Origin of the sequence: Pseudomonas sp. BF-B-30 (assembly GCF_019956305.1) — a bacterium.
In the GTDB taxonomy this organism is placed as follows: domain Bacteria; phylum Pseudomonadota; class Gammaproteobacteria; order Pseudomonadales; family Pseudomonadaceae; genus Aquipseudomonas; species Aquipseudomonas jessenii.
This window is the reverse complement of record NZ_JAHBDG010000001.1, coordinates 1-12,247: the sequence shown is the minus strand read 5'-3', so window position 1 is coordinate 12,247 and position 12,247 is coordinate 1. Positions and strand designations below refer to the sequence as shown.

Below are 12,247 nucleotides of genomic sequence, written 5' to 3'. Positions count from 1 at the left end.
TCAAACTTGTTGACCGAAATTACGCTTCCCCGAACGGATACGTCAATATGCTTGACCTTAAAAACCCACTTTCCCAGCAGCAAGCCATGGAAGCGTTTTTCTTCGGCTACCAGGCCTTCACCGCCAAGGCCGATGAAATGCTCGAACGTCGCGGCCTGAGTCGGGTGCATCAGCGCATCGTGTTTTTCATCGCCCGCTATCCGAACCTGAGTGTCAAGGAACTGCTGGCTTTACTCGGTGTGAGCAAGCAGGCGTTGAACATGCCGTTGCGTCAGTTGGTCGAGATGCATCTGGTGGACAGCGTCGCGTCCGAGTCGGACAAGCGTAAGCGGCTGCTGGAACTGACCGATGACGGCGCTCGTTTCGAACAGTCGTTGCGCCGTGAGCAGGTGAAATTGCTGGAGCGGGTGTTTGCCGAGGCCGGGGAGACAGCGGTGAATGGGTGGTTGACGGTGAACCTGGCATTGGGAAAAGGCCAGTTGTCGGCAGACTGAGTATTCAATCTGCTGGATTTGCAGTGGCTGAACCGATGCCTTCGCGAGCAAGCCCGCTCCCACAGGTGACCGCATTCCCCTGTGGGAGCGGGCTTGCTCGCGAAGGGGCCAGAACAGGCGATATATCCCTATTGCCAAACTTTTCGTCTACAAAATCAAAAACATTATTTGCTTTCTTTGTATACAAAAGCATAATCCACTTCGTGCGAGTTCCTGACCAAGCGGTCAACAAATTCGCAAGTACCTCAAAGGGCCGCTGCCACCCCTCTCGGATCCGGCCCTGGAAATAAAAATAAAACTCTTGAGGAGTACTCGCTGTGGAAAGCCGCAAATCCGAAGCACCGACGCTGGAAATCTCGCCGCCATTACGCAATGGCTTGCTGGAACGTCTGTTCAAACTCAGCTTGCACGGCACCACGGTGAAGACCGAGCTGATTGCCGGTCTGACAACCTTCATCACTATGGCTTACATCATTTTCGTCAACCCCAACATCATGGCCGACGCCGGGATCGATCACGGGGCGGCGTTCGTCGCCACCTGTATCGCCGCGGCACTCGGTTGCCTGTTGATGGGCCTGTACGCCAACTGGCCGGTCGGCCTGGCACCAGGCATGGGGCTGAACGCCTTCTTCACCTACACCGTGGTTGGCACCATGGGCTACAACTGGGAAACCGCCCTCGGCGCGGTGTTTGTGTCCGGTGTGTTGTTCATGATCCTGACCTTCTCGCGGATCCGCGAATGGCTGCTCAACAGCATCCCGGTCAGCCTGCGCTTCGCCATGGGCGCCGGCGTGGGTCTGTTCCTGGGGCTGATCGGCCTGAAAACCGCAGGTATCGTCGTCGATAGCCCGGCGACCCTGATCAAGCTCGGCTCCCTGCGCGAACCCGGTCCGCTGCTCGCCGCCGTGTGCTTCCTGATGATCGCCATCCTCAGCTATCACAAGGTGTTCGGCGCGATCCTCATCAGTATCATCACCGTGACCCTCGCCGGTTGGGGCCTTGGGCTGGTGCACTACGAGGGCATCATGTCCGCCCCACCGAGCCTGGCTCCGACCTGGATGGCCATGAACGTTGTGGGTGTATTCAACATCAGCATGGTCAGCGTGGTCCTGGCCTTCCTCTTCGTGCACATGTTCGACACCGCAGGCACCCTGATGGGCGTTGCCCAGCGTGCCAACCTGGTGGGCGCTGATGGCAGGATCGAAAACCTCTCCCGCGCCATGAAAGCCGACAGTGCTTCCAGCGTATTCGGTGCGGTAGTCGGCGTTCCTCCGGTCACCAGCTACGTGGAAAGTGCTGCCGGTGTTGCAGCGGGTGGTCGGACTGGTCTTACCGCAGTGACCGTAGGTGTGCTATTTATTGCAGCCATGTTCTTCGCACCGCTGGCCGGGATGATTCCTGCCTATGCAACCGCGGGCGCGCTGATTTATGTAGCGATGCTGATGATGGGCGGCATGGCCCACATCGAATGGGACGAAGCCACCGACAGCATTCCGGCAATTGTCACCGCCATCATGATGCCGCTGACTTTCTCGGTCGCCGACGGCATCGCGCTGGGCTTCATCACCTACGTGGCGATGAAGGCCGGTACCGGCAAGTACAAGGAAATTTCGGTGAGCCTGTGGGTGCTCTGCGCGATCTTCATCGCCAAGTTCATCTTCTTGTAAACCACACGCGGTACACGCTTGAAAACAGCCTCACCCCGTCGGGTGGGGCTTTTGTGCAAATGGAGGAAAGTGATGAGTCTGGAAACCTGGCTGCTGTTCAGCGGCGCTGCGCTGATAGTGATCCTGATCCCGGGGCCGCTGTCGTTGCTGATGATCAGCAACAGTCTGAATTACGGCCTGCGCCGCTCTTACCCGGCCTTTCTCGGCGGCGTGTCGGCATCGATCTGCCTGCTGAGTGCTTCGGCGCTGGGTCTGGGGGCGTTGTTGCTGGCGTCGGAACAGCTGTTCAGTGCCCTGAAGATTCTTGGCGCCCTTTACCTGTTCTACCTCGCCTGGCAGAGCTGGCAGCAATCGCGCCTGCCTTCCCATGGCGCTGAAGTGCCACAGGCCGCGCCGGTGCCACGCTTTCGCGCACTGTTCGGGCGTGCGTTCATGCTGGGCGCAAGCAACCCGAAAGATATCCTGTTCTTCGCCGCTTTCCTGCCGCAGTTCTTGAGTGCCGAACAGCCGTTCCTCCCACAACTGCTGGTGATGATCGTGACCTGGACCGTGCTCGACCTGCTGTGCAAACTGGCCTACGGCCTCGGCGCCCATGGTGCGGCACGGTATCTGCGCAGCGGCAAGGGCCAGAGCTGGTTCAACCGGATCAGTGCGGGGTTGTTCAGTGGTGCGGGGGCTGCGTCTCTACTGAGCCGCTAACAACTGTAGGAGCGAGCTTGCTCGCGATGGACGTTAACGATGACGCGGGCCATCTGAATGCCCGCGTTGTCTGGGCCTTCATCGCGAGCAATCGAGCGTCGACCGGCTGCTCCTACAGAAGACGAAAAAAAGCCCGCAGTGTGAGCGGGCGAAAGACCAAAGAAGCTATATGCGCAGTCGCTTCCAGGTTGCAGCAGCTGCCTGGGGGATCAGCTGCCGCGATAGGTGGAGTAGCTGTAAGGCGAAATCAACAACGGCACATGGTAGTGATCCTGCTCGGCGGAGATGCCAAAACGCAGCACCACCACATCAAGGAATGCAGGCTCCGGCAGCTGAACGCCACGGGCGCGGTAGTAATCGCCGGCATGAAACTGAACCTGATAGACCCCGGTGCGGTAGTCATCGCCTTGCAGCAGCGGTGCATCGACACGGCCATCGCTGTTGGTTATCGCGCTGGCGACCAATTCCAGGTGCGATCCTTCAACGCGGTACAACTCGACCTTGATCGAGCTGCCCGGGCAACCGTGTGCTGCGTCCAAAACGTGTGTAGTCAAACGTCCCATTGATTCTGCGCGCCTGCCTGCGTGGAGCAGTCAGACTTCGCGCCTCCCGAAGTCAGTTGAAAAGGAGACCGCACCGATTCGGAGCACGAAAAGCTGCGGCGAGCGACTGATTAAGACACTTTTCAAAAAAATTGTACACAATAAAAACGACATTTTTCGTATGACGCCCGTCATCTGCATATTTGCCGCCGATTTCCCGCCAAACCGCACAGCCTATGAACCCTCCAATCAATAATTGACCAGTCAGGCAGATTTCTTGCAGGCTCACGCCAATAGCAGTAAAAGATGACAGTCGGTGAAAAATGCGAAAAATCAGGCTTACAAAGTGAATATAAAGTTGTATACAATCAGCCCATCGCTGTGACGCAAGCCCGCCATCCCATTTTCAGCTGCGTCACACCAACCGTCATCATCGAATAAGAAGGAAGCCTGCAGTGAGCGCTGACTACCCACGCGACCTGGTCGGTTACGGCAGTAACCCTCCTCACCCCCACTGGCCGGGCAATGCCCGTATTGCCCTGTCGTTCGTACTCAATTACGAAGAAGGCGGCGAGCGCAACATCCTGCACGGCGACAAAGAATCCGAAGCGTTCCTCTCGGAAATGGTTTCAGCCCAGCCGCTGCAAGGCGCGCGCAACATGAGCATGGAATCCCTCTACGAGTATGGCAGCCGTGCCGGCGTGTGGCGGATCCTGAAGCTGTTCAAGGAATTCGACATTCCACTGACCATCTTCGCCGTGGCCATGGCCGCCCAGCGTCACCCGGACGTGATCCGCGCCATGGTCGATGCCGGCCACGAGATCTGCAGCCATGGCTATCGCTGGATCGACTACCAGTACATGGACGAAGCCCAGGAACGCGAGCACATGCTCGAAGCGATCCGCATCCTTACCGAAATCACAGGCACTCGCCCGCTGGGCTGGTACACCGGCCGCACGGGCCCGAACACCCGTCGCCTGGTGATGGAAGAAGGTGGTTTCCTCTACGACTGCGACACCTACGACGACGACCTGCCCTACTGGGAACCGAACAACCCGACCGGCAAGCCGCACCTGGTGATCCCGTATACCCTGGACACCAACGACATGCGCTTCACCCAGGTCCAGGGTTTCAACAAGGGCGACGACTTCTTCGAATACCTGAAAGATGCGTTCGACGTGCTCTACGCCGAAGGCGCCGAGGCTCCGAAGATGCTGTCGATCGGTCTGCACTGCCGCCTGATCGGCCGTCCGGCGCGTCTGGCTTCACTCAAGCGTTTTATCGAATACGCTAAAAGTCATGAACAGGTGTGGTTCAGCCGTCGTGTCGACATCGCGCGTCACTGGCAAGAAACCCACCCGTACACAGGGGCTGCCAAATGAGCACCTTTCAAACCGTCAAACCTTCGGCCCTGAGCCGCGACGCCTTCGTCGCCGCTTTCGCCGACATCTACGAACATTCGCCATGGGTGGCCGAGAAGGCCTACGAGCTGGGCCAGGATGCCTCGATCGATGAGATCGAAACCTTGCACCAGCGCATGAGCGACATCCTGTTGAGCGCCGATCACACCAGTCAGCTGGCATTGATCAACGCTCACCCGGACCTGGCCGGCAAAGCCGCCGTCCAGGGCCAACTTACCGAAGCCAGCACCAATGAACAGGCTGGCGCCGGTATTCACCAATGCACGGCCGAAGAGTTTTCTCGCTTCACCGAGCTGAACGACGCCTACAAAGCCAAGTTCAAGTTTCCCTTCATCATGGCGGTAAAAGGCAGCAACCGGCATCAGATCCTCGCAGCGTTCGAAACGCGCATCCACAACCCGGTCGACACCGAGTTCAAGTGCGCGCTGGCGGAGATCAACAAGATCGCCCTGTTCCGATTACTGACCCTATAGCAAGCCTGGCCCCAGCGGATTCAAGAACGCCGAAACCGCCCGGGGCCTGGCAAGTATCCCAAGCCACTTATTTAAAGGCAGACAAGAAGAATGAAAGCTTACGCCGTACCTTTCGAGAAGTTCGTCAACCTGGCCGATGCCCGCCTGGGCACCAAAATCATCTCGGTCACCGATGACTGGTTCGCAGACGCCAACCGTCTGTTCCAACCGACCCCGGCCGTATGGAAGGAGGGCGTGTTCGATGACAACGGCAAGTGGATGGACGGCTGGGAATCGCGCCGCAAGCGCTTCGAAGGCTTCGACAGCGCAGTGATCCGCCTGGGCGTACCGGGTTCGATCAAGGGCGTCGACATCGACACTTCATTCTTCACCGGCAACTTCCCGCCATCGGCGTCCCTGGAAGCCTGCTTCCTGACCGAAGGCGAGCCGAACGAAAACACCCAGTGGGTTGAAGTGCTGTCGGCCGTCGAGCTGCAAGGCAACAGCCACCACTACCACGAAATCAACAACGACCAGGCCTTCAGCCACCTGCGCTTCAACATCTACCCGGATGGCGGCGTGGCCCGTCTGCGCGTGTACGGCGTGCCGTTCCGTGACTGGTCGGCTACCGGCGACAACGAGCAAGTCGACCTGGCTGCGGCCCTTAACGGTGGTCGCGCCCTCGCCTGCTCCGATGAACACTTCGGTCGCATGAGCAACATCCTCAACCCGGGCCGTGGCATCAACATGGGCGATGGCTGGGAAACCGCGCGTCGTCGTACCCCGGGTAATGACTGGGTCATCGTCGCGCTGGGTCATGCCGGCGAAGTGGAGAAAGTCATCGTCGACACCCTGCACTTCAAAGGCAACTACCCGGACAGCTGCTCGATCCAGGGCGCGTTCGTGAAGGGCGGTACCGACAGCCAGATCGAAACCCAGTCGCTGTTCTGGCGCGAACTGCTGCCAAGCCAGAAGCTGGAAATGCACGCCGAGCACACCTTCGCCGAGCAGATCAAGGCACTGGGCCCGATCACCCACATCCGCCTGAACGTGTTCCCGGATGGTGGTGTGAGCCGCCTGCGCGTTTTGGGCAAGGTCGCCAAATAAGCGGCGCGCCCTTCGCGAGCAAGCCCGCTCCCACAGGGGAATGCGGTCGAATGTGGGAGCGGGCTTGCTCGCGAAGGCGTCAGAACCAACAACACAGAACTCAACGAAAAGAAGACCAGCATGCGCACACTGACGATTGAACCGCTGACCAAAGAAGCCTTCGCCCCTTTCGGTGACGTGATCGAAACCGACGGCAGCGATCACTTCATGATCAACAACGGTTCGACCATGCGCTTCCATAAACTGGCTGTGGTCGAAACCGCTAAGCCAGAGGACAACGCGATCATCAGCATCTTCCGCGCCGATGCGCAGGACATGCCGCTGACCGTCAGCATGCTGGAGCGCCATCCGCTGGGCAGCCAGGCTTTCATTCCGCTGCTCGGCAACCCCTTTCTGATCGTGGTCGCGCCACTTGGCGATGAACCTGTATCAGGCTTGGTCCGCGCCTTCGTCACCAACGGCAGGCAGGGCATTAATTACCATCGCGGCGTCTGGCACCACCCGGTGCTGACGATCGAAAAGCGGGATGACTTCCTGGTGGTTGATCGCAGTGGCACAGGCAATAACTGCGATGAGCATTTTTTCAAAGAGGATGAGCGTTTGATCCTCGCCCCCCACCAATAAGAGAAGGTCCGATCACTCGACAACAGAGTGACGGGCGAGAGGTAAAGACTGTGGAAGCACATCTGTTGGAATGGCTGAACCTGAGCGTGCGCTGGGTTCACATGATTACTGGCGTGGCCTGGATCGGTGCGTCGTTCTACTTCGTCTGGCTGGAAAACAACCTCAATCGGGTCAATCCGAAAAGCGGTCTGGCCGGTGATTTGTGGGCGATCCACGGCGGCGGTATCTATCACCTGGAAAAATACAAACTGGCTCCACCGACCATGCCGGACAACCTGCACTGGTTCAAATGGGAAGCCTACTTCACCTGGATGTCGGGTATCGCGCTGCTGTGCGTGGTGTTCTACTCCAACCCGACGCTCTACCTGCTGGCTCCGGGCAGCACCCTGAGCGGTCCTGAAGGCGTGGCCATCGGCCTCGGCTCGCTGTTCATCGGTTGGTTCATCTACTCCTTCCTGTGCGACTCGGCCCTGGGCAAACGCCCTGCCCTGTTGGGTTTCATCCTGTTCGTCCTGATCATCGGCGCAGCCTACGGCTTCAGCAAAGTGTTCAGCGGTCGGGGTGCGTACCTTCACGTCGGCGCGATCATCGGCACCATCATGGTCGGCAACGTGTTCCGCATCATCATGCCGGCACAGCGCGCACTGGTTGCGGCGATTGCCGAGAACCGCACGCCGGATCCGGCGCTGCCGGCCAAAGGCCTGTTGCGTTCGCGTCACAACAACTACTTCACCTTGCCGGTGCTGTTCATCATGATCAGCAACCACTTCCCGAGCACCTACGGCAGCCAGTACAACTGGTTGATCCTGGCCGGGATCGCGGTACTGGCGGTGTTGGTGCGTCACTACTTCAACACCCGTCACGACAGCCACAAGTTTGCCTGGACCCTGCCGGTGGCAGCGGTGGGCATGATCTGCCTGGCTTATGTGTCCGGTCCGAAGCCGATGTCCAGCGCCCCTGAAGTGGCCAACGCTCCAGCGAAAATCGAATACCAGCCGCTGCCGGAAACCGCAGTGGGCGGTGGTTTGAAACCTGCTGAAGCCAAACCTGCACAAGCACCTGCTGCCGCTCCGGCTCAGGCATCCAATGCCGGCCCGGGTTTCGACAAGGTGCACAGCGTGATCCAGGAGCGTTGCACGGTCTGCCACTCGGCCAAACCAACCAGCCCGTTGTTCAGCGCGGCCCCGGCCGGGGTGATGCTGGACACTCCCGAGCAAATCCGTCAGAACGCACCGCGGATTCAGGCGCAAGCCGTCACCAGCCAGATCATGCCACTGGGCAACATCACGCAGATGACTCAGCAGGAACGTGACCTGATCGGTGCCTGGATTGTGCAGGGAGCCCAGACCAATTAATCGCTAAAAGCATCGCGGGCAAGCTCGCTCCCACAGGCTTTGCATGGCCTGTGTGGGAGCTGGCTTGCCTGCGATTGGCCGCAACGCGGTCCACCAGATTCGAATACAGCTGCCAGCAGCACTGCAGCTGTAAATCACAAGAATAAAAAGATCCGAGGTGTTGCATGTCCGAGCTATCCGAAGCGCGCATCCCCGACGCACCCGCCATTCAGCGTTTGCCCCTCTTGCAACTGATCCTGGTCGGTTTGCAACATGTTCTGCTGATGTACGGTGGTGCCATCGCGGTACCGCTGATCATCGGACAGGCCGCTGGCCTGAGTCGTGAAGAAATCGCCTTCCTGATCAACGCCGACCTGCTGGTGGCGGGTATCGCCACCATCGTCCAGTCCCTCGGCATCGGCCCCATGGGCATTCGCATGCCGGTGATGATGGGCGCCAGTTTCGCCGCCGTCGGCAGCATGGTCGCCATGGCCGGCATGCCCGGTATCGGCCTGCAAGGGATCTTCGGCGCGACCATCGCCGCCGGCTTCTTCGGCATGATCATCGCCCCGTTCATGTCCAAAGTCGTACGCTTCTTCCCGCCGCTGGTGACCGGCACAGTCATCACCTCGATCGGTTTGTCGCTGTTCCCCGTGGCTGTGAACTGGGCCGGCGGCGGTGCCAGCGCCACTCAATTCGGTTCGCCGATTTACCTGACCATCGCCGCACTGGTACTGGGCACCATCTTGCTGGTGCATCGCTTCATGCGCGGTTTCTGGGTCAATATTTCCGTGCTGATCGGCATGTGCCTGGGCTATGTGCTCTGCGGCCTGCTCGGCATGGTCGACCTCAGTGGCATGGCTCAGGCGCCATGGCTGCAATTCGTCACACCGCTGCACTTCGGCATGCCCAAATTCGAACTCGCGCCGATCCTGTCGATGTGTCTGGTGGTAGTGATCATCTTCGTCGAGTCCACCGGGATGTTCCTGGCGCTGGGCAAGATCACCGGCCAGGAAGTCTGTCCACGGATGCTGCGTCGAGGCTTGTTGTGCGATGCCGGCGCTTCGTTCTTCGCCGGGTTCTTCAACACCTTCACCCACTCCTCCTTCGCCCAGAATATCGGTCTGGTACAGATGACCGGCGTGCGTTGCCGTTCGGTGACCATCGTTGCCGGCGGGTTGCTGATCGTCTTGAGCCTGCTGCCCAAAGCCGCGTTTTTGGTGGCGTCGATTCCTCCGGCAGTACTGGGCGGCGCAGCGATTGCGATGTTCGGCATGGTCGCCGCCACCGGAATCAAGATTCTCCAGGAGGCCGACATCGGTGACCGTCGCAACCAGTTACTGGTGGCGGTGAGCATCGGCATGGGCCTGATCCCGGTTGTACGCCCGGAGTTTTTCGCCCACCTGCCCGTGTGGATGAGCCCGATCACCCACAGCGGCATCGCCATGGCCACCCTCAGCGCGCTGACGCTGAACCTGCTGTTCAACATCCTTGGTGGCGCCGAACGCGCGGCCATCAACGACTGCCACGCTCACACGCATTAACCCGGAAACACACGCCCCCTGTAGGAGCGAGCCTGCTCGCGATGAACCCGAGAACACCGCGTTTATCCAGATAACACGCGTAATCGTTGACGACCATCGCGAGCAGGCTCGCTCCTACAGGGTAAGGGTTTCCTGCGCCTTAAAATAAAAACAAGAGGGAGCAACAGATGATTCGGACACAAACCAACCTGCTGTTGGGTGCTGGCCTGCTGGCCGCGAGTCAGGCCATGGCCGGCGATCTACTGCTGTGGCAGACCAACAGCCTGAGCTATCTGTATGGCAAGAACTTCGCGATCAACCCGGCGATCCAGCAGACGATAACCTTCGAACACGCCGACCGCTGGAAGTACGGCGACAACTTCATGTTCATCGACAGCACCTACTACAACGGCGAGAAAGACCGAAACAAAGGCGTTCATGCCTATTACGGCGAGTTCAGCCCACGCCTATCCTTCGGCAAGATCCTCGACCGCCGTTTCGAATTCGGCCCGATCAAGGACGTGCTGCTGGCCATGACCTACGAGAACGGTGAAGACGACACCGAGGCCTATATGATCGGTCCCGGTTTCGACCTCGCGGTACCGGGCTTCAACTTTTTCACCTTGAACTTCTATTACCGCCAGACCGAAGGCTCGCGCCCTGGCGATGATGTCTGGCAAATCAGCCCGGCCTGGTCCTACACCCTGCCACTGGGCAACTCGAACCTGTTGATCGACGGCTACATCGACTGGGTCGTGGATAACGACCAGAACTCCCGCGGCACCTATCACGCCAACCTGCACTTCAACCCGCAGATCAAATACGACCTGGGCAAAGCCCTGGGCTGGCGCGAGAAACAGGTGTATGTCGGCACCGAATACAGCTACTGGAAAGACAAATACGGCGTCCAGGACAGCTCCCGTTTCAACACCAATGAAAACACCGCCAGCCTGCTGGTAAAGGTGCACTTCTGATGCTGCTCCGCAACCGTGCCCAAAACCTGCCGTCGGTGCGCCGTTGCGGAGCACTTGAGACCTGGCCGAGGAGTCAGTATTCTCCGCGGCCGCCCGAATCCGGTTTAAAAAAAAGCCCGGATGTAAAACCTGACCAGAAAGCCAACTTATCCCGGCTCTGGCAGGCACCAAGGCACTCCAAAACCCCTCTCAATCGACCGCTCTTGAGCCGTCGAACGGGAGTTTTTTTGCTTTTTGAAAGCCTTGGCTCAGCTCTTGCTAACAGCATTAAAGCTGACCGAATGGATGATTTTTTACCGCTACAGAAAAAGGCGCCACACCAGAGCGCCGACCTTAAAAAAATAACGTGGAACCACCTACTTTTTGGGAGCAACCGAATGAAACGTACGTGCACTAGCCTGATGCTGGCGGGATCGATGCTGGCCGGGGGCCAGGCCATGGCCGGCGATTTGCTGCAGTGGCAAAACAACAGCCTGACCTATCTGTATGGCAAGGACTTCCAGGTCAACCCGCGCATCCAGCAGACGGTGACCTTCGAACACGCCGATGCCTGGAAGTACGGCGACAACTTCTTCTTCATCGACAAAATCTTCTACAACGGCAAGGAAGACCATTTCGCGGGTGAAAACACTCACTACGGCGAATTCCAGCCACGCCTGTCGTTCGGCAAGATCTTTGACCAGAAGCTGGAGTTCGGCCCGATCAAGGACGTGCTGCTGGCCATGACGTATGAGTTCGGCGAAGACGACACCGAGTCGTACCTGGTCGGTCCTGGTTTCGACCTGGCCATTCCTGGTTTCGATTACTTCCAGTTGAACTTCTATAATCGTCACACCGAGGGTGGCCGTCCGGGTGACGATGTCTGGCAGATCACTCCGGTCTGGTCCTACACCATTCCGGTGGGTGGCTCGGACGTCCTGATCGACGGCTTCATGGACTGGGTGGTAGACAACGACGTCAACAGCAAAGGCGAGTACCACGCCAACCTGCACTTCAACCCGCAGGTCAAATACGACCTGGGCAAGGCGTTGAATCTGGGTGCCAAGCAGCTGTACGTCGGTGTCGAGTATGACTACTGGAAAAACAAATACGGTATCGAAGACAGCGAGGGCTTCAAGACCGATCAGAGCGTGACCAGCTTCCTGGTCAAGGTTCACTTCTGATCTGAACACCTCCTGTAGGAGCGAGCCCGCTCGCGATGGTCGTGAACGATAACGCTGGGGTCCTGATACCCCGCGGTGTCCTTTCGTCCATCGCGAGCGGGCTCGCTCCTACATCTCAAGCCGAAACCAAAGACTCTCCAATTCCAAGAAACCGGCACAACTCCCCGCGCTTGGCCAACGCATCCCGCCGCCCCAGTTCAATCAACTCGCTGCAATACCCCGCCTCGAACAGCAGGTAGCTCAAAAC

12 protein-coding genes and 1 pseudogene are annotated in these 12,247 nt (G+C 58.8%); 11 read left to right on the top strand and 2 right to left on the bottom strand.

All coding sequences use genetic code 11. The features are described 5' to 3' along the window. The first annotated feature begins 47 nt into the window (after nucleotides 1–47). The 3 genes from KGB29_RS00065 to KGB29_RS00055 all read left to right on the top strand — a co-directional run bounded on the left by KGB29_RS00065 (nucleotide 48) and on the right by KGB29_RS00055 (nucleotide 2,860). The gene (locus KGB29_RS00065; protein ID WP_102671808.1) at nucleotides 48–494 is read left to right on the top strand and encodes a MarR family winged helix-turn-helix transcriptional regulator; all 447 of its coding nucleotides are present in this window, start codon (nucleotides 48–50) and stop codon (nucleotides 492–494) included. A 317-nt stretch (nucleotides 495–811) separates the two neighbouring features. Beyond that, nucleotides 812–2,161 carry an NCS2 family permease gene (locus KGB29_RS00060; protein WP_057715756.1) on the top strand — a complete coding sequence of 450 codons (1,350 nt, stop codon included), beginning with the start codon at nucleotides 812–814 and terminating at the stop codon, nucleotides 2,159–2,161. Nucleotides 2,162–2,233: 72 nt separating this feature from the next. Next, nucleotides 2,234–2,860: a LysE family translocator gene (locus tag KGB29_RS00055; RefSeq protein WP_150812347.1), complete on the top strand. Its 627-nt coding sequence runs from the start codon at nucleotides 2,234–2,236 to the stop codon at nucleotides 2,858–2,860. 209 nt (nucleotides 2,861–3,069) lie between these two features. Here the strand turns inward: KGB29_RS00055 and uraH are convergent, their stop codons facing one another. Further along, a complete protein-coding gene (gene uraH, locus KGB29_RS00050; RefSeq protein ID WP_003223171.1) occupies nucleotides 3,070–3,423 on the bottom strand; it encodes a hydroxyisourate hydrolase in 354 nt (117 codons plus the stop codon). A 434-nt stretch (nucleotides 3,424–3,857) separates the two neighbouring features. On the opposite strand from uraH, the gene puuE reads away from it, so the two are divergent. The 8 genes from puuE to KGB29_RS00010 all read left to right on the top strand — a co-directional run bounded on the left by puuE (nucleotide 3,858) and on the right by KGB29_RS00010 (nucleotide 12,000). Continuing rightward, nucleotides 3,858–4,784, top strand: coding sequence for an allantoinase PuuE (gene puuE, locus KGB29_RS00045; protein WP_057715758.1), 927 nt, complete (start codon nucleotides 3,858–3,860; stop codon nucleotides 4,782–4,784). Beyond that, a complete protein-coding gene (gene uraD / locus KGB29_RS00040; RefSeq protein WP_154860708.1) occupies nucleotides 4,781–5,296 on the top strand; it encodes a 2-oxo-4-hydroxy-4-carboxy-5-ureidoimidazoline decarboxylase in 516 nt (171 codons plus the stop codon). The genes puuE and uraD overlap by 4 nt, the downstream gene beginning before the upstream one ends. A 90-nt stretch (nucleotides 5,297–5,386) precedes the next feature. Continuing rightward, a complete protein-coding gene (gene alc, locus KGB29_RS00035) occupies nucleotides 5,387–6,382 on the top strand; it encodes an allantoicase (protein WP_057715760.1) in 996 nt (331 codons plus the stop codon). Nucleotides 6,383–6,502: 120 nt separating this feature from the next. Beyond that, the gene (locus KGB29_RS00030; protein ID WP_007993087.1) at nucleotides 6,503–7,006 is read left to right on the top strand and encodes an ureidoglycolate lyase; all 504 of its coding nucleotides are present in this window, start codon (nucleotides 6,503–6,505) and stop codon (nucleotides 7,004–7,006) included. 50 nt (nucleotides 7,007–7,056) lie between these two features. After that, entirely contained in the window at nucleotides 7,057–8,361 is a 1,305-nt protein-coding gene (locus tag KGB29_RS00025) for a urate hydroxylase PuuD (protein ID WP_057715761.1), read from the top strand. A gap of 164 nt (nucleotides 8,362–8,525) precedes the next feature. Further along, a complete protein-coding gene (locus tag KGB29_RS00020) occupies nucleotides 8,526–9,884 on the top strand; it encodes a nucleobase:cation symporter-2 family protein (RefSeq protein WP_057715762.1) in 1,359 nt (452 codons plus the stop codon). Between the two features lie 167 nt (nucleotides 9,885–10,051). After that, the gene (locus KGB29_RS00015; RefSeq protein WP_150812346.1) at nucleotides 10,052–10,837 is read left to right on the top strand and encodes an outer membrane protein OmpK; all 786 of its coding nucleotides are present in this window, start codon (nucleotides 10,052–10,054) and stop codon (nucleotides 10,835–10,837) included. 377 nt (nucleotides 10,838–11,214) lie between these two features. Further along, nucleotides 11,215–12,000 carry an outer membrane protein OmpK gene (locus KGB29_RS00010; RefSeq protein ID WP_057715764.1) on the top strand — a complete coding sequence of 262 codons (786 nt, stop codon included), beginning with the start codon at nucleotides 11,215–11,217 and terminating at the stop codon, nucleotides 11,998–12,000. 115 nt (nucleotides 12,001–12,115) lie between these two features. Here the strand turns inward: KGB29_RS00010 and KGB29_RS00005 are convergent. After that, a pseudogene (locus tag KGB29_RS00005) lies at nucleotides 12,116–12,247 on the bottom strand (patatin-like phospholipase family protein); the annotation flags it as partial.

What these genes read in the sequence shown, in the direction of transcription:
- KGB29_RS00020 (WP_057715762.1), top strand. Translation starts at nt 8,526, where the DNA reads ATGTCCGAGCTATCCGAAGCGCGCATCCCCGACGCACCCGCCATTCAG.
- uraD (WP_154860708.1), top strand. Translation starts at nt 4,781, where the DNA reads ATGAGCACCTTTCAAACCGTCAAACCTTCGGCCCTGAGCCGCGACGCC.
- KGB29_RS00010 (WP_057715764.1), top strand. Translation starts at nt 11,215, where the DNA reads ATGAAACGTACGTGCACTAGCCTGATGCTGGCGGGATCGATGCTGGCC.
- uraH (WP_003223171.1), bottom strand. Translation starts at nt 3,423, where the DNA reads ATGGGACGTTTGACTACACACGTTTTGGACGCAGCACACGGTTGCCCG.
- KGB29_RS00015 (WP_150812346.1), top strand. Translation starts at nt 10,052, where the DNA reads ATGATTCGGACACAAACCAACCTGCTGTTGGGTGCTGGCCTGCTGGCC.
- alc (WP_057715760.1), top strand. Translation starts at nt 5,387, where the DNA reads ATGAAAGCTTACGCCGTACCTTTCGAGAAGTTCGTCAACCTGGCCGAT.
- KGB29_RS00030 (WP_007993087.1), top strand. Translation starts at nt 6,503, where the DNA reads ATGCGCACACTGACGATTGAACCGCTGACCAAAGAAGCCTTCGCCCCT.
- KGB29_RS00065 (WP_102671808.1), top strand. Translation starts at nt 48, where the DNA reads ATGCTTGACCTTAAAAACCCACTTTCCCAGCAGCAAGCCATGGAAGCG.
- KGB29_RS00055 (WP_150812347.1), top strand. Translation starts at nt 2,234, where the DNA reads ATGAGTCTGGAAACCTGGCTGCTGTTCAGCGGCGCTGCGCTGATAGTG.